Here is a 26,162-nt window from a genome sequence, read left to right as displayed (position 1 = left end):
GCGCGACTTCACCTGTGCTTCGGGGTCAGATCGCGTCTTGCCAGCGCTCCTCACAGCGTCGCCAGCCGCGAATTTGTCATGGTCTTTCCATAGGCTTGCCGCAGCGTCTGCTTCTCTTCCAGCGCAGCGATGACGCTTGCGGCAAAATCCGTCGCGTACATGTCGGCCAGTCGGGTCAGCCCGCCCGGCGTGAAGACGTTGATCTCCAGAAGTTTGTCGCCGACGATGTCGAGCCCGACCAGGAACATGCCGTCGCCGATCAGTTTGGGGCGCACCATTTCGGCGATGCCCAGCATCTTGGCCGTTACCTTGACCTTGCGGGCGGTGCCGGCGGCATGGATGTTGGAGCGAACGTCGCCCTTGGCCGGAACGCGGCGGAAGGCTGCGTATTTGCCGTCGCGCACCAGCGGCAGGCCGTTCATCAGAAACAGGCGCACATCGCCGGCCTTGGCTTCCGGAAGATAGACCTGCGCGATGAGATAGCCGTCACCGCTGGCCGCCTCGAAAATCTGGTTGAGGTTAGAATCGGTGGGCTTGGCAATATGGAACACGTTCTTGCCGCCCGAGCCTTGCAGCGGTTTGACGATACAGCCCTTCGGCTGTTTGTCGATAAATGCGCGGATCTCGGCGATGCTGCGCGATATCAGGCTCGCCGGCCTGACCGCCTCGGGGAAAGACTGCAAATAGAGCTTGCTCTGTGCCTGCGCCAGACCGCCCGGATCGTTGACGACGATGGTGCCGCGTTCGGCTGCGAGCCGACCGAACATGATGCCGGCATGGGCCGCCCATGGCCGACCGGCGCCATCCAGCGACGGGTCGTTACGCAGAAACAATATGTCGATGTCGCTCATGGCGACGGTCTTCTTCTGCTTCGCGGCAGCCTGCAGGGCAGCATGAAGCTTGCCTGATGTCTTGTAGGCAGCATCGGGCAGAGCCGTCACGCTGACGGCCAGATCATCATTAGGGCGCAGGATGAAATCGCCCGGCTCGACATAGACGACGGAATGACCGCGCTGGACGGCAGCCAGCGCCAACGCCGTCGTCGTGTAGCCCGGCGTCTCGGTTCCAATGGAATTGACGAAGAACGCAATGCGCATTGTGGAGCCCCTCAGCTTTCAACCATATCGATCGGATCGATTCCCGCCATCGCTTTCCTGAGGCGCGGCCGCGCCGCGTCGGAAGAGAGGAACGCAGGTTCGAGGCGCGGCGCTCGTAGCAGACCGCGTGCGTTAAGTTCCTGGATCGCGCCGAAATGCGCAGCGGCGATCTTGCCGATCCAGAACGGCGTTAGGCTGCCGCCATTCCTCAAGTGATCGAGGATCTGCAACAGGCCGCGCAAATAGATGGCGTCCTTTGCAAGACCGCCGCCTCGATAGACGCGCAGAACGACGTTGAAGGCCTCGCGATCATCGAGATCCCTGCGCAGACTGCGGAAGGCTTCCTCGAATGTTGCCCCCTCGAGCATCGCCTGACAGGCGATCACTCTCGCCGCGATCAGCCGCAGACGCGCCGCGGTCATGCCGCCGACCAGATACTCCGCCAGCACGGCCAGTCCCTCCTGCATGCCCTCATAACCGGCGAGCCCGCTGCAGAAGATGGCGAGCCCCTGCGCGGCGCCATTGAAATAGGTCAGCAGATGAACACCGATCTCGTGACTGAGCAGCGCCGTCAGACGCTCCGGGGGAACATTGGTATCGCGCGAGACCAGCAACCGGTTTCGCGAGACCAGCAGGCCGGCCGGCAGGTCGCCGCGGATCTCCACCGAAGCCTCGAAATCGGGATAGGCGGCGCGGTATCCGGCGATCATGTCGCGCGCGGCGGCGGCAACGGCGTCGGCATCGAGGCCCTTCTGCCGGGCGGCCGAGGCAACGCGCGGCAGCTTTTCGAGAATAGCGCGCGCCCTCGCCGCCAGGCTCGGCTCGACGCTGCCATAGAGGGCTCGCCCGAGTTCGACGAACCGCGGCGTCTCGCGTGCCGCGAGCATCGACAGCTGGAGATCGAGCTCCTGCTGCTTTTCGGAGAGCAGCCTGGTCAGGAGCGTATCTTCCAGATGATCGAGCGAGATCGAATAGAGCCTCCGCTTCTGGTCGGCGACCTCAAGCTCGAGCGGCCGGTAAAGCAGTGCGGGCACACGCTCGAAAGCGCCCGCCTGGAATTCCCGCCAGGCGGGTTCGGCATTGATCGGTGTGACGGCCAGCAGAAAATCGAAGGTCGACGCGACATTGTCGATCGCACGGTCGGCGCGCGCGACAGCGTCGATATAGGCGCGGCGACCGAGGGAACGATGGGTCGCCGGTTGTTCCAGGCTCGATGCCTTCAGGAAGGCACTGACGGCCTGAAGCGCGGAATCGACCATGTTGGCGACGACGAGATCGTGGAGTTCGGGGTAGACGCGCTTGGTGCCGGGCACCCTGTAGATCGGTGCGAAGCGCACCGTCAGGCACGCCACATCACCGGGATCGTCCCAGAGCCGTGCTTCGGCACGTGTGGTGGGACTGAGCTCGTCGACGCGGGGCGTGCGGTATTTGGCTTCACGCGCGGATGCAGCATCAGCGAAGCGCTTGCGCGCCGCCTTCTCCGGCGCCGTGCTGCCGCAGGCCAGCGCAATCTCGAAAGGCGGCAGGAATGGAACATCCTCGGTCAGGAACCGGTCTTCGGCCAACTCGCCGATGTCCAGCAAGAGGAATGCGCCGCAGTGATTGTGTAGCCGGCCCGCCACCAGCCACGCGACCTCGCCGGCGAGCTCGATGTCGGCGGCGATCAGATAGGAGGCGTTGGCGGAGACGGCATGGAATGCGGCATCCTGGTGCGACCCGACATGGACACACAGAAAGGGCAGCGGCCGATCAATGTGCAAACGGTTGCCGTTGCCGAACTCGCGGCGGATCGGCTTGCCGTCGCGGAAAAGCGCGTCAAGGTCCGCTTCGATTTGCATCGGTGGAGATGTGGGCTCGACAAGCTTGGGCTTCATCGCATGGCCCGCAGCGCCTCAGCAAGGACGGGCACCGTCGACGCCAGAGCGGCGCGCAGCTGATCGATTGCTCCCCAGTTGGGTTCGCCGCTCCATTCGTCCATGAAGATTTTCTTGAACTCTACCGCGATGGCGCAGCCGGTTTCCGGAAAATTGGTGTGGACGAAACGCGTCTGTTCGCCCTTGCCCTGGAAGGACACGTTTTCGCGCACGTCGATCGGCTCGCCGTTGAGCTGGTGGCCGCGAAGCGTCTCGGTGAACGCGTCGACGATAGGCGCCCAGCGCTCGCGGTCCATGGAAGACGTCCCGATGTTGATGTCGGGAGCTGCGTCGCGAGATGTCGGCACAGAATGCGGCCCATCGCGGCGGTGATTGTAGCTGTGGACGTCGACGAGAACGAACCGGCCATAGCGCTTCTCGATATCGGCGAGGACACGCTTCAGCTCACTGTAGAAGGCGTCGTGAAAGGACAGAGACTCCTCCACGATGGCCTCGGCCGGCAACTCCCGCCAGACTTTGAGCCCCCAGGACTGGTCCGGCGACAAGTAGACGGCAGCGTCGCGCGCGCGGTTCAGATCGACCTGGAAGCGCGACCGATGAACGATGATCCGGGTCGGGAAATCGGCGATGAAGCGCTCAGTGAACGGATCTTCCTCTCGAAGCCGGTCTGGATCAGAAAGGCACATAAGCCCTCGGCAAGCACTGCCGACGTCGGTGCCGCTGTGGATGGCTGTACCGACGACAGGACCGTCTCCGAGCTTGATCGTCCAGCCCGACCCGCCCCGATCGGTGTTGGAAATCGTCTTGTCCATGCTCCGAAATGCGCGGAGCGTGCGGACGGTTCCGCTTCGTGTCGAAAGCGGCCTTCAGTCGAACGTCGCCAGCGGCTCGGCTTTGATCTCCACCCAGTCGCAGCGCCGGCTGTCGTGGTAGAAGGACTGGAAGGGCGGCGGGAAGGACGGGTCGGCGAAGGCGCCGACGGGAATGGCGATCACCCCGGGTTGAGTATCGATCCGGTAGTGGACGCTGGCGCCGCACTCCGGACAGAAATTGTAGATGATGCGGCCACCCTCGTCGCCGATGCGGGTGAACTGCTTCGCCCGTCCCTCGATCGATACATCGCCTTCCGCAAACCGGACATTGTAGGTGAAGGCGCTGCCGGTGCGGCGCTTGCAGTCCAGGCAATGGCAGACCGAGATGCGCACCGGCTCGCCCGTACAGGTTGCTGACAGCTGGCCGCAGAGACATTGCGCGCGGCGCGTGACCATGGTTTCGTCCTCCCGAGCCTGTTCCATCCCGATGGATCGGGATGGGGCTCCATCTTCTTGAGCATGATCTTCTCCGAAAACCGGATTCCACTTTTCGGGATCATGCTGCTGAGACACGTTACTGCGTGTCGGCGCTGGCTCTCAACTCCGCACGCTTCTCGTCCGACACGACAGCCAGGTCCAGTACCTTTTGCAGTTCGGCGGCGTGGTGGAACGAAGGCTCGGCCTGCACACCGCTTCTGACGGCATCGACAAAGCGCTGGTAGTTCGTCGGCACAGTGCCGGCGTCGATCACCTGCCATTTGGCTGTCTCGATATCCTCGCCAATGCACGCCTTCAGCTCCGAGCCCTCAAGATTATGCACGACCTCGACGCCGCCCTTGTCGCCATAGATGCGCAGGCGCAATTCGTTCATGTGGCCGGTCGCCCAGCGGCTGGCATGCACCACGCCGAAGGCGCCATTGGAAAAATCCAGTGTCATGGCAAAACTGTCATTGGCGTCGAGGTCGTATTCGCCAATGCGGTTGCCCGGCGCCTTGTCGAAGGCGCGCAGCCGGCAGAACACGTGGTCGATGTCGAGTGCGGCGCCATAGCTGGCGAAGTCGAGGATATGTATGCCGACATCGCCGAGCACGCCATTGGAACCGTGGCTGCGCGACAGCCGCCACAGCCATTTCGGATCGGTGCGCCAGTCGCCCCAGAATTTCGACACCAGCCAGCTCTGCAGATAGGAGGCCTCGACGTGGCGGACGGTGCCGATCTCGCCGGCCAGCACCATCTGCCGCGCCTTTTGCAAGGGAGCAACGTTGCGATAAGTGAGGTTGACCATGTTGACGATGCCAGCGGCTTGCGCCGCGTCAGCCATCTCGCTCGCCTTGCCGAAGTTTTCGGCCAGCGGCTTTTCGCACAGCACCGGCTTGCCGGCCGCAATCAGCGCCATGGTCGTCGGATGGTGGATACGGTCCGGCGTGACGTTGGCCACCGCATCAAAGCCGCCCCAGTCGAGCGCTGCCTCCAGCGAGGTGAAGCGCTTCGGGATCTTGAAGCCGTCGGCGAATTCGCCGGCGCGCTTTTCATCGACATCGACAGCGCCGACGATCTCGACGCCGTCGATGGCGCCAAAGCGGCGGGCATGCTCCTGCGCCATCCAGCCGGTACCGAGTATCAAAAGCCGCATTTTTTTAAACTCCGAGCGAAATTGGTTCGATTCAATGAAGTGAGCCAAATGTGGTCCAAGCGTTGTTCATACGCAACTCCAGACGGAAAGCCGCTGCGCCTTTTCCTGGGGTTGTTTTAGCGGAAACCCGCCTCGCCCGAGGCGTGCAGCTTGCCGCCGCGCTCGACGATCGGCTCCAGCGCCTTGCCGACCGGCACATTCGGCGCATCGAGGATCGCCGATTTCGTGCCTTGCGGGTTGTGCGCCCACTTCACCGCGTTGCGCAGCACCTTGTGCACATTGGCGTCGTGATAGGTCGGGTAAGTCTCGTGGCCCGGACGGAAGTAGAAGACATTGCCCGCGCCGCGGCGGTAGGTCAGCCCGGAGCGGAACACCTCGCCGCCCTGGAACCAGGAGATGAAGACCGTCTCCAGCGGCTCCGGTACAGCGAACTGCTCGCCATACATCTCTTCATTTTCGAGCTCGAAAAACTCACCGACGTCTTCGGCGATCGGATGGCTGGGGCTGGTGACCCAGAGCCGCTCGCGCTCGCCTGCCTCGCGCCATTTCAGCGTGCAGGGCGTGCCCATCAGCCGCTTGAAGATTTTCGAGAAATGGCCGGAGTGCAGAACGATCAGCCCCATGCCTTCAAAGACCCGGCGGGCGACGCGCTCGACGACTTCGTCGGCAACGGCGCCATGGTCCTTGTGCCCCCACCAGACCAGCACGTCGGTCTCGGCCAGACGATCGGCCGACAGGCCATGCTCGGGCTGTTCGAGTGTGGCGGTCGAGGCGGAGATCGCCTTGTCGGTGTTCAGCGCCTTGGCGATGGTCGTGTGCATGCCCTCGGGATAGAGGGCGGCGACCACTTCATTGGTCCGCTCATGGATATTCTCGCCCCAAACGACAGCGCGTATTGTCATGATGTCCTCTTGATTGTTTGAAGCTGGAGCCGCCGCAGTCCACTCATAGTATCCCCAGACGGAATTGAAAACGCTTTCAATGCCGGCTGCTGACAATTGCGGGGAACGTCGAGATCATCGATCTCGGAGTGGTCGTGCGGAAAATACCATTTTAAACAGGATGATAGAGGCTCATCCTGCTAAACCGATTCAGGCGCGGCTGCCATTCGAGGCGACTTGCTTCAGCGCTTTCGACATGCGCGGCACCACGACGAGGCGCTTGATCTTGCCCTTCTTGTAGGCGGCCAGGAAGCGCGCATAGTCCTTGAAGGCCACGCAGCCATGGGATTCCGCACGGCCGCCGCGCAGCAGGTAGGAGTGGGCGAGCAGGCCGTCGCGGCCATATTGGTTGCTGCCGCTGGTTGGGGTGAGACGTATCGCCTCGACACCGTAGAAGCGCGATTCGCGCAGCTTCAAGTCATAGGTGCCGGGCGGTGTCGGGCCGACATTCTTGCGGTTGGCATAGCGCGGTTGGTCGGCCATCGAGCCAATTCCCGAATGCGCCTCGAGCCGCGAGCCGTCCGGCATGTAGACGGTCTTGGCCGAGATATCATAGATGGCGACGCCGTTGCCCATGTTGGGGGTCGCGAACAGATCCTTGAAGGCCCGGCCGACACCCCCAGCCGGGAGGTCGGGCTTGGCATAGGCCAGCATCTCGCCGGCCGGCGCCTTTATCCGCTTGCCCGGCTTGGTGCGAATGGTCTCGCTGCCTGGCACGCCCGGCAGTGCGGCGACGTCCTGGGAATTGCGCGGCGAGCGCGGCGACACAAAGCCAGGCGACTGGGGTGCCGCGGTCTCGGCCGCCCTGTCGGTCTGTGGCTTGGCCGCCCGAGGCTTGGCCGCTTGCGCCTTGGGTTTGCTGGGCGCCTCGGCAGGCTGAGCGGTTTCGGTGCGCGGCCGCCGACCCGGCAGTGCAATGTTGTCGGGCAAATCATCCTGCGGCGGCAACGAGGCGACCTGAACCTCGGCCTGCTCAGGATCCTGTGCGTCGGCGATTGCTGCGACGGCCGGCGGCGGCGCCAGCATATCAGCGCCTTCCGGCAAGCTGTTCGCGAGCGCCAGCGCCAGGCGCGACGAGCGTTCGATCTCAGCCACTTCCGGCCCAAAGCGCTCCGAGGCCGGGCCATGCTGGTCGGGCATCCGGACTTCAGCGAAACGGGCAGCGGCTGGAAGGCTGGCAAGCATGAAGGGCGCATTCGAGGCCTTGGCGAAGGCGGCAGCCAGCTTTTGCGGCGACAGCTTTGCCTTGGCCACCACGCCGTCGAAGCGCGCATCGCGCGGGGTGACAAGTGCGATGCTGGTGTTTGGCGCGGCGCCGGTGTTTGCACTCATCGTGGCGGCCGGCGCTGCTTCGTGCGCGGCGAGGTGCAGCCGCGCTGTCTTGCCGTCATGCGCGAAGCTGGCGGCGGTGCGCCTGCATCCAGTGTCGCACTGGCTGAGCAGCGAGGCCTGTAACTTTTGTGCCGAAAGCCGCGGCGCCCACGAATTGGCAAGGCTGCGACGCGAATCGGCCAGCGCGGCGTTTGGCAGAAGCAGGCTTTGCGGCAAGGTGTTGGAAGCGGCGGTGAGCGAGGTTCCCAGCGAATAGAGGCCGGCCATGGTCGCCACCGACCACAGCGCAAGGGCCGCGCCGATAACCGGCACCACCACCCAGCGCTGGCCGGATCTCTTCGAAGTCAAATCCCGTTCAGGATTGTCGCCCCGGTCTTTCAAACGCAAAAACGCCATACAACCACTCTCAATCGGCATGCAGGCTTGCGACCCTCGCATCCGTGACATCCACAGTTCGCTGGTGCCCCCTGCACCTTTCGCGTCTGTTGCCGATTGAATCAAAAGATGGACAAAGTTGGTTAACCAATCCCTCCACCGGTCGCACATTGTGCGGCGGTCGATACGAAAAAAGAGCCTCCATGGTCTGCGCCACGGTAGAAATGCTCTCCCTCACCTGTGCTTTGCTGCCCGTTTTTGCGATCCAAGTCAAGGAAACGCTGCGTCAGGTCGCTGCAAGCCCGGGCTGATTGCCCGCCGATCGGCTGTTTCAAGCAGTTGACCTTCCGGTGGCTGGAAGGTCTATCCGCCTCAGAGACAGAGGCCTCCGACCACGGATATTTACCGATGAGTATCGGCACCACGACAGAAGAATCCGACCTGAAGTCGAACCCCTGCTGCGGCTGGCTTATCACGGCTGGATGGGGCGGCGAGGACATTGCGCCGTGAGATGGACTGTGAAAGCGGCGCTGCTGTGGCTCGTCTGCGCCCTCACGATGGCCGCCTCTGCCGGCGATGGATCGATCGTGACGGCACGGCAGGCGTCGATGAAGGAGATGGCGGCGGCGGCGAAAACCATCGCCGGCATGTTCGACGACAGACAAGCCTACGACGCCGCGACGTTCAAGGCGGCGGCGCAAACCCTTCGCGCACGCACCGGCCCTGCCCTGATTGCCGAGTTTCCGAGCGCCTCGCTGGGGCCACCTTCGCAGGCCAGGCTGGAGATCGATCCGGCGCGTGCGGAATTCGAGGCGCTGGCAAATCACATCGGGACGCTGGCCGACGCGCTGGCCGCCAAGGCCGAGCACGCGCCTGAAAGCATCACCGACGACATGCGCATGGGCACCGGTCTGGCAATGGGCGGCGGCAGCCTGCTCGGCAAACGCGCGATCCCGGCGGAAGCCGATCCGGCCAAACTGCCGGCGGAACATATCCTGCATCTCATCCTGCAGGATTGCTCGAACTGTCATTCGAAGTTCCGGCAAAAGGTCCAGTGAGACAACCTTGCCCGGCGGAGCGACCCCCTTTTGCGGGTCTGCGCCACAGCCGCTTTGCATACAAGTAAATTCGTTTGTGCTAATATATCCCGGTCGTGCGTATCCATGCATGACGAGCCTCGGGAGGATGCGATGAAAACCATGAATCGCAGGTCTGCAATTGCCCTCGGTCTGGCGACCGCTGCGGTAACGCCTCTGTTCACCCTGGCAGCGTCTGCGAAGACCAAGAAATATGGCCCGAAGGAGGGCAAGGAGATTGCCCCAGGTGTCAGAGTCGTTGAGGTCGGCACAGGAAACTCCGACATTCCTGCCTACAAGAGCATTTCAATCGTCGACGTCGTGTTTCAGCCCGGGGCACACGCTCCGGCAATGATGATGGACAACGACATGGTGTGCACCATTACCTCAGGTGCATTCACGATCAAGAAAGCCGACAAGGAATTCAAGCTCAAGGTGGGCGACATGTATACGTGCGCCAAGGGCAAGACCGACGAAGCGACGAATACAAGCAAGGAGGTCGGCGTGCATCGCATCGCCGTATTGATACCTGCATAGCAGATGGGATTCCGGCCGGACGGGCGGTTGCACGCCGTCGCGAGTCCGGCCGGGCCAGACGAGGCGATCGCGTTCCGTCGTCAGCGGGGCCATCTCACGCCAGCCAGGCCTTGATCGCCGGGCGGGCGAGAACGGCGCGCATACGATCCTCAGCGTCCGCGACGGCCGGCGCCATCGGCGCGCGGGTCGGGCCGCAATCGACACCGATGACGCGGAAGGCCGCTTTCATGCCCGGCAGCACGCCGGTTTCGAGCAGCGCTTCGACGAAATCCTGCGACACCATCTGCAGGGTTTTCGCCCGCGCCAGATCGCCGGCACGGACCGCCTGATCAACCGCCACATAGAGCCGTCCAAGCAGATTGTAGGTGGTGCCGATGCCGCCTTCGGTGCCGAGCATGCCGGCGGCGGCGTAGATCTCGTCGAAGCCGTAGAAGAACAGCTTTTGCGGCTGCCGCTTGCGCAGCTGCGAATATTTGAACAGGTCGGTGGAGGTGTATTTGATGCCGACGACATTACCGAGGTCGAGCAGCCTGACCAGCAGTGCCAGCGGCAAGGGACGGCCAGTGCGCAACGGGATCTCGTAGACGATCAGCGGCAGGTCGGTCGCCGCCGCCAGCGCCTGGTAATAGCCGTACACCTCCTCGTCGGAGAACGGATAGGAATGCGGCGGCAGCGCCGACAGCGCGTGATAGCCGAGCTTTTTCGCGTGCCGCGCCAGGCGGATGGAATCACGAAGGTTCGGCATGCCGACATGGGCGATCAGATTAACGTCCGACCCCGCGGCGCCTGTAAAGACCACTTCCTGCTGCGCCAACAATTCGTCCACCGTCAGCAGGCCGGACTCGCCGCTTGAGCCGCCGACATAGAGGCCGGCCAGGCCCTGGCGCAGCACGTAATCGTTAATGTTGCGCTGGCGCTCGGGGTCGAACTCGCCGGCGTCGCTGAGGCCGGTCATCAAGGCGGCATACATGCCCGCCAATTCTCTGGTCATTGCTAAGCCCTCGGTGCTGTCAGGATTGTCTCGGGGAGATCGGCGCCTGAACCACTGATTCCGGTTCCGGCTCTATGGCGTTGTTTCAGCATGATCTTTTCGACCGCCGACTTGGGTTCGGAGGCATTGGCTAGGCCTCCCCGGCATGGTGGCAGGCGACCAGATGCCGCCCTGTGGTAGTCGATCCGAAATCGCGCGGTTGCGGATCCACCTTGCCGCAGATGTCGGTTGCCTTCGGGCAGCGCGGATGGAAATGGCAACCGGACGGTGGCTTCGACGGATCGGGCACGCCGCCGCCGAGCACGATGCGCCGGCGCGTGCCGCCGGCCTTCGGGTCGGGCACCGGAATCGCCGACAGCAGCGCGCGCGTATAGGGGTGCAGCGGGCTGCCGAACACCGAAGCCGTGGTGCCAATCTCGACGATGCGGCCGAGATACATCACCGCGACGCGGTCGCTGAGATAGCGGATCATGGACAGATCGTGGCCGACAAACAGATAGGTCAGGCCGAGGCGCACCTTCAGGTCGTCAAGCAGGTTGACGATCTGCGCCTGGATCGAGACGTCGAGCGCCGAGATCGGCTCGTCGGCAATGATGAATTTCGGATTGGTGGCAATCGCGCGAGCAATGCCCACGCGCTGGCGCTGGCCGCCGGAGAGCTCGAAGGGGTAGCGGTTGCGCAGCGCTTCCCTCAAACCGACCAGCGCCAGCAACTCGCTGACCCTTGCATCGCGCGAGGCGCGGGTGCCGATCTTCTGCGCACGCAGGCCCTCACCGATGATGCGGCCGACGGTCATGCGCGGATTGAGCGAACCGAACGGGTTCTGAAACACCATCTGCATGTCGCGGCGGCGCTGCTTCAGCTCTTCGCCCGTCGCACCGGCATAGTCCCTGCCCTCGAACACGATGCTGCCGGCGCTTGGCCGCTCGAGACCGAGCACGGCACGGCCTGTCGTTGACTTGCCGCAACCGCTCTCGCCGACCAGCGCCAGTGTCTCACCGCGCAGCACTTCGAAGCTGACGCCGTCGACGGCATGCACCGCGCCGACCTGCCGCCGCAAAACGCCGCGCCGGATGGGGAAATGCACCTTGAGATCGGTAACGGTGAGCAGCGCCTCCTGCCCGGCCGCACCAGCCGGTTTCACGCTTTGAGCGGCGGCGGGCGATCGTGGCAAATGGTCGACCTCGCGCCAGCGCCAGCAGGCCGTGGCGTGGCCGGCGCCAACCGCTTCCAGCGGCGGCTTCGCCTCACGGCAGCGCGCCTCGGCATAGTCGCAGCGCGGCGCGAAGGCGCAGAAGGTCGGCGGCAGCGTGACATTGGGCGGGGCGCCCTTGATCGGCACCAGCCTGGTGTTCTCAGCCGTCAGCGACGGGATCGAGTTCAACAGGCCGATCGTGTAGGGGTGCGTCGTTGCCGAAAAGAGGTCATCGACGTCAGCGCATTCGACGATCGAGCCGGCATACATCACGGCGACGCGGTCGACGAAGCCGGCGACCAGGCTGAGATCATGGCTGATCCAGATGATCGCCATGCCGAGCTGTTTTTGCAGGCGGGCGACCAGCTCGACGATCTGGGCCTGGATGGTGACGTCGAGCGCCGTCGTCGGCTCGTCGGCGATCAGGATCGACGGCTTGCAGACCAGCGCCATGGCGATGCCGATGCGCTGCAGCTGGCCGCCGGAGAACTGGTGCGGAAAGGCGCGCATGCGCTGCGGCCCGTTGGCGATGCCGACGAGATCCAGCATGTCGAGCGCCTGGCGTTCGGCCTCGGCCTCGCTCAATCCCTGATGCTCGCGCAACGCCTCGGTGAGCTGCAGGCCGATGGTCAGCACCGGGTTCAGCGACGACATCGGGTCCTGGAAGATCATGGCGATGTCGCGGCCGCGGATCTGGCGCAACTCACTGTCGGGCATGGCCAGCAGATCGCGGCCACGAAACAGCGCGCGTCCCGCGGTGACACGTCCCGGCGGCTTGCGGATCAGGCCCATCAGCGTCTGCACGGTGACTGATTTGCCCGAGCCGCTTTCGCCGACAATGGCCAGCGACTCGCCTTCGGCAAGCTCGAAGGAGACGTCGTTGACGGCGTAGACGGCGCTGCCTTGCGGACCGAACTCGACGCTCAACCCTTGCACGGAAAGCACGTACTGCTGTCCGATCCCCTTGGTGGTCCTTTCAACGGCAAGTGCGTCGGCGCCCATCATTTGCCGCCCCCGCCCATAATGTGCTGCGGGTCCAGCGCATCGCGCAGGCCATCGCCGACGAAGTTGATGCTGAGCACGGCCATGGCGATCATGGCGCCGGGCGGGATCCACATCCAGGGCTGGCTCTCCAGGATCGACAAAGTGCGCGCATCGCGCAGCATGTTGCCCCAACTCGCCGCCGGCGCCTGCGCGCCGAGGCCAAGGAAGGAGAGTGACGCCTCGAGCAGGATGACGGTCGCCACGTCGAGCGTGATCGCGACCAGGATCGGGCTAAGCACATTGGGCAATATGTGTTCGAGAATGATGACCGATGGCGAGGTGCCGAGCGAGCGTGCGGCGAGAATGAATTCCTGGTTGCGCAAGGCCAGGATCTCGCCACGCGTCAGCCGGGCGATGGACGGCCAGCTGAGCAGCCCGATCACCACCATGGTGTTGAAGATGCTCGGTCCGACGACAGCGACGAAAGCGATGATGATGACCAGGCGAGGAAAGGTCAGCACCATGTCGATCAGGCCCATCAGCAACAGGTCGACCTTGCCGCCGAAATAGCCGGCGACGCAGCCGATGAAAATGCCGATCGCCGCCGAGATCGCCACGGCGACGAAGCCGACCGTCAGCGAGATGCGGCCGCCATAGAGGATGCGGGCAAAGATATCGCGGCCGGTGCCGTCGGTGCCCAGCCAATGCATGCCGCCGGGCGGCTGGTTGCGGCCCCTGAGGTCGATATCGTTTGGCCCGTAGTGCGCGATCAGCGGCGCCAAAACGCAAGCGAGCACGATGATGGCGAGCATGATCAGCCCGAGCGTCGCCAGACGGTGCTGCAGGAAGCGGCGCGCCGCCTCGTCCCACAGGCCGCGCGAGGCGCCGGCAGTGACCGAGATGTCGGCGGCGGTGGCGTCAGTCATAGCTCACCCTGGGGTCGAGCACGCTGTAGGCCAGGTCGGTGGCGAGGTTGGCCAGCATGACGATGATGGCGGTGATCAGCACGTAGCCCATGATGACGGGGCTATCCCGGTTGACCACGGAATCGATGAACATCAGGCCGATGCCCGGCCACTGGAAAATGGTCTCGATCACCACCGAGCCGCCGAACAAGGTGGGCAGCGCCAGGCCGAAGACGGTGACCAGCGGGATCAGCGCATTGCGCAGGCCATGGCGCAGCGTGATGGTGCTGGGACGCAAGCCCTTGGCCTTGGCGGTGCGCATATAGCTCTGGTTCAGCACTTCGAGCATGCCGGCGCGGGCATAGCGCATGAAGATGGCGGCGCGGAACAAAGCGAGCGCCGCCGCCGGCAGGATCAGGTGCTTGAGATTGTCAATGAACGAGAAGCTGTCGCCGGCGGTCGAGATGCCCGACGACGGCAGCCAGCGCAGCTCCAGCGCAAAAACATAGACCAGCAGCAGACCCATGAAGAAGTCCGGGATGGAGACGCCGACAAAGCCGGCAAGCGTCAGCGAATAGTCCGTGAGCTTGTATTGCCGCAGTGCCGAGATCACGCCGAGCGTGGTCCCGAGGAGGAAGGCTATCAGCAGCGCCACGCCCATCAGCTCCAGCGTCATCGGCAAGCGCTCGCCTATGATCTCGCCGACGCTGCGGCCATTGACGAAGGAGCGGCCGAGATTGCCGTGCAGGATCTGGCCGATCCAGTTGAGGTATTGGACGTAAAGCGGCTGGTCGAGGCCGAGTTCGCCGCGCCGCATGGCGATCAGCGCCTCGCTCGATGGCGCCTCCGCCGTGATCATCGCCAGCACGGCATCGCCCGGCATGGCATGCGCGATGGCAAAGACGATCACGGTGACGCCGAACAGCACCGGAATGCTGAACAGCAGTTTTCGCAGGAGATAGCTGAGCACCGGCCTCTCCTATAGTTGAAGGCGGTTCTGAGACATCAGATCGTGAGGCTCGGGCAGAGCCTCACGATCGGCAAGGGCGGTGACTATTTCGCCACTTCCCACTTCTCGACTTCGTTGTAGACCGGGTGATTGAAGATCACGAGCGGCTGTTCCTTGAAGTGCTGAGCCAGGCCGACGATGCGATTGTTGAAGGCCAGCGGCCGCACCTCGTTCCACAGCCAGGCTTTTGGCAGGTCCTGGTTAAGGATGCGCGAGGCTTCCTGATAGCTCGCGGCGCGCACCGCGCGGTCGTTGGATTCCAGCCCCTTGTTGAAGAGTTCGTCGACCTTCGGGTTGCAATAGCCCATGGCGAGAGGCTTGGCGCCGCAGACGACCAGCGGCGAGCCGAGCGAGGGATCGAGCCCCATGCCTTGCGCGAAGAAGCCCATCTGGAAGCTGCCGTCGGCATAGACCTGATTGATCGCCGCCGGATCGAGCAGGCGCGGCTGGATGTTGACGCCGACGGCGGCCAGATAGCTCTGGATGGCGGTGACGGTGTCGACGTTCATCTGGTCGGAATAGTAGTAGATGAAATCGACCGGCTGGCTGGCGTCCCAGCCGGCGTCGGTCAGCAGCTGCTTGGCCTTGTCGGGATTGTAGTCGTAGGCTTCGAGGTCCTTGGCGCGCGCCCAGTCCTGCGGGAACAGCGTGTTCAGGAGTTCGCCGGCGCCTTGCTTGACCGTCTCGATAATGGCCTTGCGGTCGATGGCATAGAGCATCGCCTGGCGCACGCGCACATCGGCGAAGCGCTTGTTCTCCAGGTTGAACTGCAGGTAGGTCGGCAGGCCGGCGGAGAACTTCGGCAGCACGGTGAGATAGTCGAGCTTCTGCAGGCGGGCGAGTTCGGAGACCGGCACGCCGCCGCCCTCATAGGACATGGCGTCGACCTCCTGCGTCTCGAGTGCTGCGATGATCGGCGGCACGTCCTTGTAGATCTGGTAGATGATGCGATCGAGCTTGGGCGCGCCGAGGAAATAGTCGGGATTGCGGTCGACCTCGACATACTGGTCGCTCTCGTATTTCTTCCAGATGAACGGGCCGGTGCCGACACGGTTGACCCAGAAGGTGTTACCCTTGATGTCGCCGGGTGCGACCTTGCCCAGAATGTGTTCGGGAAAGATGCTGATGGCGATAAGCTGCAGCTCGACCCAGAGCGGCTTGGCGCTGTCGAGCTCGATCTGGACGGTCATGTCATCGAGTGCTTTCACTCCGGCAAGCGAGGAGGCCGAACCATCCTGGAAAGCCTTGTATCCGGCGACCGCGCCCAGCTTCTGCGCCCAGGGCGAGCCGACCTTGGGGTTGGCGTAGAGGTTGAGGCTGAACACCACGTCCTTGGCGGTAAAGGGCGCGCCGTCATGCCATTTGACGCCATGGCGCAAGCTGAAGATGTAGGTCTTGCCGCCATCGGGCGTCTTCCAGCTCTCGGCCAGCATCGGCTGCACGCCGTCGCCCGTCCATTTGATGTGAACAAGGCCTTGCAGCACAGTCTCATCGAGCCGGTGGCCGCAGGTGGTGTGCAGCGTGCCCATCTCGATGCAGCCGGTGCGCATCGCCGACCGGAACGTGCCGCCATCCGCGGCCTTCGCGGCGCCGGCCGCAAACGTCAGCGCCAGTGCCGACAGGAAGCTCATCAACAGTCTTCTCATGGAATTCTCCTCCCTTGCGTTCTTCCTGCCGGCCTTTTGTCGGTCTTGGCCGAATATCGGGGTGCCCTCCTCCGGGCGGTACAGGGTCCAGACCCATCAGCGCGTTGCGACTGCCTCCAACCCTTGAGATCGCGCCTTGCGGGGTCCGGCCACGTCAACCGAACGACCAAGTCATCGCTTGCAGCGACTGGTCTAATAGCTTAAAAGGTAGACCATGCACAATATGCCAGTTCGAAAAAAATTGTCGGATGAAGTTCGCCTTCGCCTGGAGGCGATGATCCGCGACGAGGTCTATCCGGTCGGCGCCTCGCTGCCGTCCGAGCGCGACCTGATGTCGATGTTCGACGTCGGCCGCCCGTCGGTGCGCGAGGCGCTGTTTGCACTGGAGAAGATGGGGCTGGTGCGCATCAACAGCGGCGAGCGCCCGAAGGTGACGCGGCCGACGCCGAAGAACATGCTGGAGCAGCTGACGGGTACGGCGCATCTTTTGATGGACCAGCCCGATGGCATCGGCCATTTCGAGCAATTGCGGCTGTTTCTCGAGGTCTCGATCGCGCGCCATGCCGCCGAGGTGGCGACCCGCGAACAGATCGACGCGCTGGCCGCCGCACTGGCCGAAAACGAGCGTGCCATTCCCCGGGCGCGGGCTTTCGCCGTCACCGATGTCGCGTTTCACCGCGTCCTGACCGTCATCCCCGGCAATCCGATCTTCCTCGCCGCGCACGAGGCACTGGTCGAGTGGCTGATCAATCAGCGCATCCACATGGCCAACACCGAGATCGAGAATCGCAAGAGTTTTGCCGGCCACCAGGCGGTGTTCGAGGCGATCGAGCGCCATGACCCGGAAGCCGCCGGGCAGGCGATGCGCGCGCATCTGGAAAACGCCCGGCGTAAATTCAATTCAGGTTCGGGAAGACTGGACTAGTCGGCTGACGCGCCGCGAGTGGCTTTGCGCAACAGCGCTCTCGCCCAACGCAAAAAGCCCGCCGTTCGAAAGCCGGCGGGCTGGCATCAAATCATGCAATTCGATCCGGTTGTCGCTAGCCAGGACAGCCGAATTTCGGCCTGCAGCGGCCGCAAGCGCTCAGGGAGCGGGCTTCGATGAGATTGAAGCGACCACCGATCCGAGCTTTCCTGCCTTGGCCAGGCTCGGCTTTTCGTAGGCTTTTTTCACAGAATCCCCCTTCAATTGATCGAATCAATTTCCCCGCTCGGGCCTGTTTTGTCAAATGCGGCCCTACGCCGGCTCGCGCTTCAGTGCCTGCGCCATGCAATGAATGCCGCCGCCGGTCTTGGAGATTTCGCTCATGTCGACGGCCGCGACCTCGAAGCCGCGCGCCTTGAGCTGGCCGATCAGCGTCTGGCTCGACGTCGGCGCGATCACCCTGTCCTTGCCCAGCGACATGAAGTTGCAGCCGAGCGCCATCGTGTCCTGGAATGGAACGTCGATGATCTCGTGACCCTTGCCTTTCAGCCAGTCGACGATGCCTGGCTCGGTGCAGGCGAGGCAGACGGCGGTCAGCTTTTCCGCGATCGGCACGACCATCAGGTCGATATGGACGTAGTATTCGTCGATGAAGGCTAGCCGTGTCTCCCAGCCTTCCTTGTCGAACCAGGCCTGCACCTGGCGGGCGCCCTCTTCCTGGGTGCGGGCGCCGCCGCAGCCGATCAGCACGACGCCCTCCTCGATCACATTGAAGTCGCCACCCTCGAAGGTGCCGGCAGTGACCATGTCGTAGATCGGAATGCCGAGCTTTTCATAGGTGCGGATGGCGGCATAGTTCTCGCCGCGACGCCACCAGTTGGCCATAGCGGTGATGAAGGCGCCATAAGGTGTCATGACGCTGGAATCACGGGAATAGACCTGCATCGGCAGTTCCGGCGTCGGCTCGTGCCAGTGGATGTTGACGCCGAAATGCTCGTAGGCGGCGACAAGGTCTTTGTGCTGCGCCTGCGCGATCTGGACGTTACAGGGCGCCTCGCGCAGATGTTTGCGCGACAGCGAGCTGGTCGACAGATGGCGCAGGAAATTCGGCGAGCCGAGCAGCACGTCGGTCAAGACATCGGTCTCGTTGGCAAAACCCCAGGCAGTGAGCGGCTTGGTGCCGCCGGCGGGATTGCGGCGCTGCAGCGAGAACGGTTCGGCGACGATGCGGTCATGGACGGTCATGGGGTTCTCCTCTTGGTGATATCGGTGGTCGATCATGCGGTGCCGGCGGACGGAATCCACCAGTCGAGCCCGCGCGCGGTGGTGACATATTCCGGCCAGCGGAAATTGATCGGCGGGTCGTAGTCGCAAAGCGGCGCGATCCAGTTCGAGCCGCCGATGCCGCCGCCGGTGCGGGTGGTAAATTCATCCATCGCCGCATCGCGCGCGGTCTTGTCTTCAAGCAAGCGGAGGGCTGCAAGCGCAACCGTCTTGGCGGCACACATGACCATCGGATCGATGGTGGCCGATATGCCACCCAGCGCATTCATCGCCCAGGACGGATAGGCGTGGCCGTCCGCCGAGCGCAGCGCCGGGCGGGCGACATAGAAGCGGGCCGTCGGGGCGTGCCACGACATGTCGGTGTAATCGTCGGAGGTGGAGTTGATCTGCGAGGGCGGCAAATCGCGGCGCAGGATGGCCTCGGCGTCTTGCGGCGTGATCAGCCGCTCCATCTCGTCGATGAACGGGTTTTCGCTCGCCGTGCCGCCGGCATTGACCTGCACTTCGCGGGCGACCGTCTTCGCTGCCTCATCCCAGTGCGGCGGGCCGACCGTGGACAGCGCTTCATAGGCAATCCCGGCCATGGCGTGATTGGCGAGCCCCGGCCGCGACTTCGACACCCAGTGGCGCTCGTAGCGGCAGCCGCTGATCGCAGCGGCGGCTTGTGCGTTGCGGTCGAGCACGGCGGTAACCTGTTCGGCCATGGCAATGGTCGGCACGCGGATCATGTACTGGATCTCGGAGAGCCCCGCCGGCAGATTGTCGGCCGTCGCCTGTCCTGCGGTGAGGATCGCCTCGCTGATCGACCAGCCGCCTTGGTGCGGCAGCATGGAATCGCGCAGCGCCTTGGAGGCCATGTACATCGTCATCAGCGCATCGTTGGCGCCGGGCGCCCGCACGGCCGAATGCGCCTGCGGGATCGGCGCGCCATCACCCGCGCGCACCCAGTTTTCGGGTTCGTCGCAAACGAAACGGTAGATCATCGCATAAGCGGCACCGCAATGCGTGTCCCAGCGCGCCGTGTTGCAGAGCGGCAGCATATAGAAGGGGTGGAAGGAGATCATCCCGGCAAGGCCATCATAATAACCTTTGGCCGCATGGATCGGCTTTGAGCCCCTCACCTTTTCGGCCGGCTCACCGGTGAAGCGCAGCGTGCCCTCGATGCCGTGGCGCTGCATTGCTGCTTTGGTGGCCAGAAGCCCGCCGAGGCTGGCGACGCCAAGTCCGGAATGCGGATCGGTATGGCCGCCGGCCTCGCTGCCAAGACCTGGGCGCGGCCGCTTCACCGTCGCCGCATCCTGGCAATTGCCGGGCACGGCGTCGTATTCAGCGTACATGCCGATGGTCGGCCCCGGGCCATTCGTCCAATGAGCGCAAAAGGCGGTCGGCATGCCGGCCGAGCCTTCTTCGACCGAAAAGCCCTCATGCCTCAGACGCGCGACATACCAGGCGGCCGACTGGTATTCGCGCCAGGCGGTCTCGCCGAAATCGAAAATGGTGCGCGTCCACGCCGACAGCGACGGCTGGATGCCATCGAGACAGGCAAGCGCGGTGGCTTGCGCCGAGGTCGTCACCGGTTTCTCCATGCGGCCCAAGAAAGCAGTGAAGCGGCTTTCCAAAAAGTGATATGTTTTCCCGGTTCGTGCAAATTCGGTTCACCTGAGGCCTCTTGCGAATACCCTCCACACAGGCGCTGCGCGCCCTTGATAGCTTTGCCCGCCACGGCAGCGTCTGGCGCGCCGCCGACGAACTGCACTTGACCCGCAGCGCGGTCAGCCATCAGTTGCGGCTGCTCGAACGCGACCTCGGCTTCGACCTGCTTGAGCGCATCGGCAAGGGCGTCGCGCTGACGCCACGCGGCCAGCGCTATGCCGCTGACGTGCGCAAGGCGCTGACCGTGCTTGGCGACGCGGTGACACGCCAGGCCGGCACCGGCCTCGGCGGCTCGTTCGCCGTCTCCTGCACGCCAGGCTTCGCCTCGCTGTTTTTATGCACCCATATCGGCGAATTCCGGCAGATGTATCCGGATGTGGCGCTGTCGATCCTGACACCAAGGCGGCTGGACGATGTCAGCAATCCCGACGCCGACGCCTTCATCGCCTTCGGCGTTGGCAACTGGCCGAACCGGGCGGTGGAGTTGCTGTGCGAAATCTCATTCACGCCGCTCTGCAGCCCGACCTTGCTCAACAAGGTCGGCGGCTTTTCCAAACCGGCCGACGTTCTGCGCGCCAACCTCCTGCATCTCGGCGACACCGAGGACTGGGCGCGCTGGCTGGCGCTGTCCAAGGTGGAAAACCCCGACACCGAAGGCGGCATTTTCTTCTCGGACATGAACCTCGTTTTTTCGGCCGCAATCGCCGGCCAGGGCATCGCCATGGGCGACGAGCTGACCAGCCGCCGGGCGCTCAGCGAAGGCCGGCTGGTGAAGCCGTTCGACATCGCGATCCCCTCGCCGCGCTCTTACTTTTTGGTTTCGGAGCATGCCAAGGCCAGCCACCCGGTGCTGGAGGCGTTTGCGGGGTGGCTGCGGTCGAAGCTGTCGAAGGACGGGGTTGGGGCGTATTGAGGCGGCGCGCGGAACTGCTGATCTCCCCCCTTGCGGGGGGGATGGCCGGCAGGCCAGAGGGGGGTGTGACGGAACGCCGACCTTTGACTCCCTTACCAAAGGAATTGTAACGAAGGTCTTGGCCGGGCAAAGCTGAGAGGCTGGCGGGACAGCACCCCCTCTGCCCTGCCGGGCATCTCCCCCGCAAGGGGGGAGATTAGCGCTCCATCGCCGCCGCCCTACCCCCCATCCGTGAATCAAATTTGCCGATCAGGCGAAAACTATTCGGTTGCGGTGAGCCGCCGCACTGCCCTACGCTCAAGCCACGACCAAGGAAGAGGCAGGATGCAGCAACCCGGCCGGGCCGCAGAGATCAAGGCAATCGGGATCGGCAAGAGCTTCGGCTCGTTCCGTGCACTGGACAATCTGTCGCTCAACATCGGCCGCGGAGAGTTTTTGACCCTGCTCGGTCCCTCCGGCTCCGGCAAGACCACTTTCCTGATGATCCTGGCCGGCTTCGTGCAGCCGACCGAGGGCAAGCTTTTCAGCGACGGCGTCGACATCACCGAGCGGCCGGCCGAGCAGCGCGCGGCCGGCATGGTGTTCCAAGGCTATGCGCTGTTTCCGCATATGTCAGTGGAAGCCAACATCGCCTTCCCGCTCAAGGTGCGCAAGAAATCGGCAGCCGAGATCAAGCGCCGCGTCGCCGAGATGGTCGAGCGCGTCGGGCTGAAGGGCCACGAGAAAAAGCTGCCGGCGCAACTTTCCGGCGGCCAGCAGCAGCGCGTGGCGCTGGCCCGCGCCCTGGTGTTCGAGCCGGGCGTGCTTCTCCTCGACGAGCCGTTCTCGGCGCTGGACAAGAGCCTGCGCGGCCAGATGCAGGCCGAGATGAAGCGCCTGCACCAGGAGACCGGCACCACCTTTGTCTTCGTCACCCACGACCAGAGCGAGGCGCTGGCGCTGTCGTCGCGCGTCGCCATCTTCAACCATGGCAAGTTGCTGCAGGTCGGCGCGCCGGACGAGGTCTATGACCGTCCTGCCAACCGCTTCGTCGCCGAGTTCCTGGGCGAGATCAACATGCTGCCGCTGAAGGGCGTGAAGCGCGCCGATGATGGCGCCACCGCACTCTGCGAGGACCGCGCGATCACGCTGCGCGGCAATGCCGAGGCGGTGAACGGCAACGCCATCCTTGCGATCCGCCCCGAGCATATGTCGATCGCGCGCGAAGCCGCCGTCGGCGAGAACGGCATTGCCGCAACCGCCGTCGGCTCGACCTATCTCGGTGCGGCGACCAAGCTCGACCTGACAACGCGCCAGGGCGCCAAGGTGACGGTGTCGGTGCCAAACGAGGTCGCGGCAGCGGCGCTGAGCAAAGGCAACTCCGTCTGGCTGACCTGGCCAGCGGAAAAAGGTTTCCTCCTTCCGGACGGAGGATGACGACCAAACCGGCGAAGTCTTCCAGCAAAGAATCTGGAGCGCGCCACAACCACCGGAACTATCAACGAAAAAAGGGGAACTGACATGACAAACGAAACCAAGAAACAAGCCATGGACGGCCTGTCCGCCAGAGCCGGACGCGGCGAGATTTCGCGCCGGCAATTCACGCAGCTCGCGGCACTTGTGCTGGCCGGCACGCCGATGCTCTTGCGCTCGACCGGAGCCTTGGCCGCGGCCAAGGAGCTGGTGCTGGTGAACTGGGGCGGCGACGCCATCACGGCTTACGATGCTGCCTATGGCCAGGCCTTCACCAAGGAGACCGGCATCACCGTCAAGATGGACGGCTCAGGCCCGACAGAGGGCGCGATTGCCGCGCAGTTCAAGAGCGGCGCCCCGACCTGGGACCTCGTCGACGTCGACCCGTTCTCGGCCATCACGCTCGGCGCCCAGGGCGCGCTCGAGCCGATCGATTACACCATCGTCGACAAGAAGAAGATGCGTGAGGGCTTCGGCTGGGAATACGCCGCATCGACCTATTTCTTCTCCTATGTCATCGCCTATGACTCCGAGAAATACGGCAAGGACGCGCCGACCGGCATGGCCGATTTCTTCGACGTGAAGAAATTCCCGGGCAAACGCTCGCTCTACAAATGGGGCGTGTCGAGCTGGGAAGCCGCACTGCTTGCCGACGGCATTGCGCCGGCCTCGCTCTATCCGCTCGATTTGAAGCGCGCGCATGACAAGATCGCCGCCTTCAAGGAAAACGTCGTGGCCTATTGGGGCGGCGGCGCCGAGAGCCAGAGCGTGCTGCTCAATGGCGAAGCCTCGATGGCGATCGTCTGGTCGACACGTGCCTCGCTGATCGAGCAGGACTCGGGCGGCAAGATCAAGTTCATCTGGGACCAGGGCCTGATCTCACCCGGCGCGCTGGCCGTGCTCAAGGGCAACCCTGGCGGCAAGGACGCGGCGATGAAATTCATCGCCAGCGCCCAGGACCCGCAAAAGCAGCTGGTGATGTTCGACAAGCTCGGACAAGGTCCGGCCAATCCGGCCGCCGACGCGCTGATCCCCGCCGACAAGAAGCGCATCAACCCGGTCGACCCCGAAAACATGAAGAAGCAGATCGCACTCGACATGGACTGGTACGCCAAGAATTACGGGGCAGCGCTCGACGAATACACCAAGATCATCTCGGCCTGACCAAGCCGGGTGTGACCCCCAGATGAGAGGCACCCTCTCAGACAGGATGGGCGCGGCGTTGTTGATGGCGCCGCTGCTCCTGTTTCTTGTGCTGGCCTATGCCTGGCCGTTCCTCGGCGTCGTCAAATGGAGCGTTACGCTGCCGACGCCTGGCCTCGGCCAGTATGGCGCGCTCGCCACCGACGCGCTGGTGCAGTCGGTGTTCATCCGCACGCTGCGCATTGCGCTGATCGTCACCGTCGTGTCTGTCGCGGCGGCCTATGCGATCACCGTGGTGTGGGTGCGCGGCAGCCCGGCGCAGCGCATAGTCGCTGAATTCTGCATTCTCGTCCCCTTCTGGATCTCGGTGCTGACGCGCGCCTTCGGCTGGGTAGCGCTGCTCTCCAACCGCGGCCTGATCAACACCTGGCTGCAATCGATCGGCTTCATCTCCGAGCCGCTGGCGCTGGTGCGCAACGAATTCGGCGTCATCGTCGGCATGACGCATTTCCTCATTCCTTTCGCGGTGTTTCCGCTGGCGTCGGCCATGCGCAGCCTCGACGAGCGTGTGCTGCTTGCGGCGCGCGGGCTCGGCTCCAGCCGCATGCGCACCTTCTGGACGGTGTTCGTGCCGATGACGCGCTCGGGCATCATCGGTTCGGCGATGATCGTCTTCGTCTTCTCGCTCGGCTTCTTCGTCACGCCGGCGATCCTCGGCGGCGGCCGCAGCGTGATGATCGCCGAACTGATTTATCTCAGGATCTTCCAGAGCCCCGACTGGGGGCTGGGCGCGGCAATCAGCGTCGTGCTGGTGCTGTTCGTCGGCGCGCTGATGGCTGTGCTGTTCCGCTATGTCAGACCGAAGCAGCTGATCTGATGCCGACCTATCGCCCCGGTCCCGTCTCGCTGATCCTCGCCGTGCTGGTGGCGCTGTTCCTGCTGCTGCCGCTGCTGGCGGTCATCCCGGTGTCGCTGACGCCAAGCCGCATGCTGGCAATGCCGACGGGAGAACTCTCGCTGCGCCACTACCGCTCGCTGATCGAGGATCCGCGCTGGCTCGACGCCATCCTGCTGTCGATCCGCATCGGCATCGTCAGCAGCGTCATCTCCACCGTGCTGGCGCTCTGCTTCAGCCTTGGCGTCTGGATGTTCCAGCCGCGCTTTACCGCAGCGCTCGTTGGCTTTGTGCTGTTGCCGATGGTGGTGCCGCCGGTGGTGTCGGCGATCACGCTCTACTTCCTGCTGACCTCGATCTCCGGCATGAGCTCGTTCTTCGGCTACGACACCTGGCTCGGCGTCGCCATGGCGCATTCGGTGATGACGGTGCCCTTCGCCACGGTCCTGATCCTGGTCTCGCTCAGCCAGCTCGACCGCCGCATCGACCTCGCCGCGCGCGGTCTTGGCGCCAGCGTGTGGGAGCGCGCGACGCGCATCATCATGCCCAACATCAAGTTCGGCATCGTCACCGCTGCCCTGCTGTCCTTCGTGCTGTCCTGGGAAGAGATCGGCGTGACCCTGTTCATCACCTCGGTCAACGCCATCACGCTGCCGCGGCTAATGTGGATGGGCCTGCGCGACAACATCGACCCGGCAATCGCCGCCCTTTCGGTAATCCTGATCATCATCACCGTGTTGGTGCTGGCGTTGCGCAGCGTCGTGGTCAAGGTACGCGGCGGGCACCAAGCCAAGTAGCAACAACAGCTGTGTGAACGACGTTACCGACGGAGAGCGCGGGGCACATTACGCAGCGGCATGGGAAACCTGCCGCTGGTGACACTCGCCTTCGTATCGGTGCTCGGGATGGCGGTTCCGGGACCGGACGTTGTGCTCGCCATCACCAACGGGCTACGGGGCTCGACACGCATTTCTCGGCATTGCCGGCGTTGTGCTGTCGGATTTTGTCCTCATCAGCATCGTCGCGCTCGGCTTCGGCGCCCTTCTGCTGGCCTCGGAATTCTATCTCTCGGCACTCAGGATGTTCGGCGCCTTCTATCTGCTCTTCGCCGCCATCGGCACCCTGCGCAACGCATCTCGGCCTGCGTTCAATCCGAACCTTCCCGAAACACACCATTCAGCCAAGGCCCTCATTGGGCGCTGCTTTCTGGTGGCGGTCACAAATCCGGCGGCCTGGCTGCTGTTTCCCGCAATCCTACCGCACTTTGTCCGAGCAGATGAGCCGATCGCAATCCAATATGCGATCCTGGCCACTATCGCCGCGCTTGCCGATGTCCTCATGCTGATGCTTTACGCGATGCTTGGCTCGCGGGCGACGAGGCTTTTGGCTGGGCCAAACGCCGTCTGGATCGACCGCCTGTATGGCATCGCCCTGCTTGGTCTTTCGAGCACTTTGATCCTGCAGTCGCTCGGGCATCTCTGAGGCGCGTG

At 63.9% G+C, this 26,162-nt stretch carries 23 protein-coding genes; 9 read left to right on the top strand and 14 right to left on the bottom strand.

The features are described from left to right. Positions 1-50: 50 nt before the first annotated feature. The 7 genes from AC1D1N_RS21290 to AC1D1N_RS21260 all read right to left on the bottom strand — a co-directional run bounded on the left by AC1D1N_RS21290 (position 51) and on the right by AC1D1N_RS21260 (position 8,037). Entirely contained in the window at positions 51-1,097 is a 1,047-nt protein-coding gene (locus AC1D1N_RS21290; RefSeq protein ID WP_477350818.1) for a glutathione synthetase, read from the bottom strand. 11 nt (positions 1,098-1,108) lie between these two features. Next, a complete protein-coding gene (locus tag AC1D1N_RS21285) occupies positions 1,109-2,971 on the bottom strand; it encodes a flavohemoglobin expression-modulating QEGLA motif protein (RefSeq protein ID WP_477350816.1) in 1,863 nt (620 codons plus the stop codon). Further along, positions 2,968-3,783, bottom strand: a complete 816-nt coding sequence (locus tag AC1D1N_RS21280) for an N-formylglutamate amidohydrolase (RefSeq protein WP_477350814.1) — start codon at positions 3,781-3,783, stop codon at positions 2,968-2,970. The genes AC1D1N_RS21285 and AC1D1N_RS21280 overlap by 4 nt, the downstream gene beginning before the upstream one ends. Positions 3,784-3,837: 54 nt before the next feature. Further along, on the bottom strand, positions 3,838-4,239 hold the full coding sequence (locus AC1D1N_RS21275) for a GFA family protein (RefSeq protein ID WP_477350812.1): 402 nt from the start codon (positions 4,237-4,239) through the stop codon (positions 3,838-3,840). Positions 4,240-4,357: 118 nt separating this feature from the next. Next, entirely contained in the window at positions 4,358-5,416 is a 1,059-nt protein-coding gene (locus AC1D1N_RS21270) for a Gfo/Idh/MocA family protein (RefSeq protein ID WP_477350810.1), read from the bottom strand. Between the two features lie 116 nt (positions 5,417-5,532). Further along, the gene (locus tag AC1D1N_RS21265; RefSeq protein ID WP_477350808.1) at positions 5,533-6,318 is read right to left on the bottom strand and encodes a ThuA domain-containing protein; all 786 of its coding nucleotides are present in this window, start codon (positions 6,316-6,318) and stop codon (positions 5,533-5,535) included. A 189-nt stretch (positions 6,319-6,507) separates the two neighbouring features. After that, on the bottom strand, positions 6,508-8,037 hold the full coding sequence (locus AC1D1N_RS21260; RefSeq protein WP_477350806.1) for a DUF2778 domain-containing protein: 1,530 nt from the start codon (positions 8,035-8,037) through the stop codon (positions 6,508-6,510). 533 nt (positions 8,038-8,570) lie between these two features. Here AC1D1N_RS21260 and AC1D1N_RS21255 point away from each other — a divergent pair. Both AC1D1N_RS21255 and AC1D1N_RS21250 read left to right on the top strand, forming a co-directional pair. Continuing rightward, positions 8,571-9,122 carry a cytochrome c gene (locus AC1D1N_RS21255; RefSeq protein ID WP_477350804.1) on the top strand — a complete coding sequence of 184 codons (552 nt, stop codon included), beginning with the start codon at positions 8,571-8,573 and terminating at the stop codon, positions 9,120-9,122. A gap of 132 nt (positions 9,123-9,254) precedes the next feature. Next, the gene (locus AC1D1N_RS21250; RefSeq protein WP_477350802.1) at positions 9,255-9,677 is read left to right on the top strand and encodes a cupin domain-containing protein; all 423 of its coding nucleotides are present in this window, start codon (positions 9,255-9,257) and stop codon (positions 9,675-9,677) included. 94 nt (positions 9,678-9,771) lie between these two features. On the opposite strand, the gene AC1D1N_RS21245 is transcribed toward AC1D1N_RS21250, so the two are convergent. The 5 genes from AC1D1N_RS21245 to AC1D1N_RS21225 all read right to left on the bottom strand — a co-directional run bounded on the left by AC1D1N_RS21245 (position 9,772) and on the right by AC1D1N_RS21225 (position 16,407). After that, positions 9,772-10,668 (bottom strand): dihydrodipicolinate synthase family protein, encoded by an 897-nt coding sequence (locus AC1D1N_RS21245; protein WP_477350800.1) that lies wholly within the window; start codon positions 10,666-10,668, stop codon positions 9,772-9,774. A 130-nt stretch (positions 10,669-10,798) separates the two neighbouring features. Beyond that, the gene (locus AC1D1N_RS21240; protein WP_477350798.1) at positions 10,799-12,868 is read right to left on the bottom strand and encodes an ABC transporter ATP-binding protein; all 2,070 of its coding nucleotides are present in this window, start codon (positions 12,866-12,868) and stop codon (positions 10,799-10,801) included. After that, complete coding sequence (gene opp4C / locus AC1D1N_RS21235) at positions 12,865-13,773, bottom strand: oligopeptide ABC transporter permease (protein ID WP_477350796.1); 909 nt, start codon at positions 13,771-13,773, stop codon at positions 12,865-12,867. The genes AC1D1N_RS21240 and opp4C overlap by 4 nt, the downstream gene beginning before the upstream one ends. Next, positions 13,766-14,722 (bottom strand): ABC transporter permease, encoded by a 957-nt coding sequence (locus tag AC1D1N_RS21230; RefSeq protein ID WP_436259187.1) that lies wholly within the window; start codon positions 14,720-14,722, stop codon positions 13,766-13,768. Before AC1D1N_RS21230 ends, opp4C begins: the two co-directional genes overlap by 8 nt. Before the next feature lie 83 nt (positions 14,723-14,805). Further along, a complete protein-coding gene (locus AC1D1N_RS21225; protein ID WP_477350794.1) occupies positions 14,806-16,407 on the bottom strand; it encodes an ABC transporter substrate-binding protein in 1,602 nt (533 codons plus the stop codon). Positions 16,408-16,621: 214 nt separating this feature from the next. Between AC1D1N_RS21225 and nanR the strand changes: the two genes are divergently transcribed. Continuing rightward, positions 16,622-17,332 carry a transcriptional regulator NanR gene (gene nanR, locus AC1D1N_RS21220; protein ID WP_436259185.1) on the top strand — a complete coding sequence of 237 codons (711 nt, stop codon included), beginning with the start codon at positions 16,622-16,624 and terminating at the stop codon, positions 17,330-17,332. 312 nt (positions 17,333-17,644) lie between these two features. Here the strand turns inward: nanR and AC1D1N_RS21215 are convergent, their stop codons facing one another. Next, on the bottom strand, positions 17,645-18,577 hold the full coding sequence (locus AC1D1N_RS21215) for a dimethylarginine dimethylaminohydrolase family protein (protein ID WP_436259184.1): 933 nt from the start codon (positions 18,575-18,577) through the stop codon (positions 17,645-17,647). Between the two features lie 32 nt (positions 18,578-18,609). After that, positions 18,610-20,202, bottom strand: a complete 1,593-nt coding sequence (locus AC1D1N_RS21210; protein ID WP_477350792.1) for a zinc-binding metallopeptidase family protein — start codon at positions 20,200-20,202, stop codon at positions 18,610-18,612. 83 nt (positions 20,203-20,285) lie between these two features. On the opposite strand from AC1D1N_RS21210, the gene AC1D1N_RS21205 reads away from it, so the two are divergent. From AC1D1N_RS21205 to AC1D1N_RS21180, 6 genes are all read left to right on the top strand, one after another. Further along, positions 20,286-21,182: a LysR substrate-binding domain-containing protein gene (locus tag AC1D1N_RS21205; RefSeq protein WP_436259182.1), complete on the top strand. Its 897-nt coding sequence runs from the start codon at positions 20,286-20,288 to the stop codon at positions 21,180-21,182. Between the two features lie 324 nt (positions 21,183-21,506). Further along, the gene (locus AC1D1N_RS21200) at positions 21,507-22,598 is read left to right on the top strand and encodes an ABC transporter ATP-binding protein (protein WP_477350790.1); all 1,092 of its coding nucleotides are present in this window, start codon (positions 21,507-21,509) and stop codon (positions 22,596-22,598) included. A gap of 84 nt (positions 22,599-22,682) precedes the next feature. Next, positions 22,683-23,798, top strand: coding sequence for an ABC transporter substrate-binding protein (locus AC1D1N_RS21195; protein WP_477350788.1), 1,116 nt, complete (start codon positions 22,683-22,685; stop codon positions 23,796-23,798). A gap of 22 nt (positions 23,799-23,820) precedes the next feature. Further along, the gene (locus AC1D1N_RS21190; protein ID WP_436259179.1) at positions 23,821-24,654 is read left to right on the top strand and encodes an ABC transporter permease; all 834 of its coding nucleotides are present in this window, start codon (positions 23,821-23,823) and stop codon (positions 24,652-24,654) included. After that, on the top strand, positions 24,654-25,469 hold the full coding sequence (locus AC1D1N_RS21185) for an ABC transporter permease (protein WP_112560884.1): 816 nt from the start codon (positions 24,654-24,656) through the stop codon (positions 25,467-25,469). The genes AC1D1N_RS21190 and AC1D1N_RS21185 overlap by 1 nt, the downstream gene beginning before the upstream one ends. A 130-nt stretch (positions 25,470-25,599) precedes the next feature. Then, entirely contained in the window at positions 25,600-26,154 is a 555-nt protein-coding gene (locus AC1D1N_RS21180; RefSeq protein WP_477350785.1) for a LysE family translocator, read from the top strand. The last annotated feature ends 8 nt before the right edge of the window (positions 26,155-26,162 follow it).

Source organism: Mesorhizobium sp. P2_B5 (assembly GCF_056404775.1).
The sequence above is the reverse complement of the archived record's forward strand: the minus strand, read 5'-3'. Positions and strand labels throughout refer to the sequence as shown.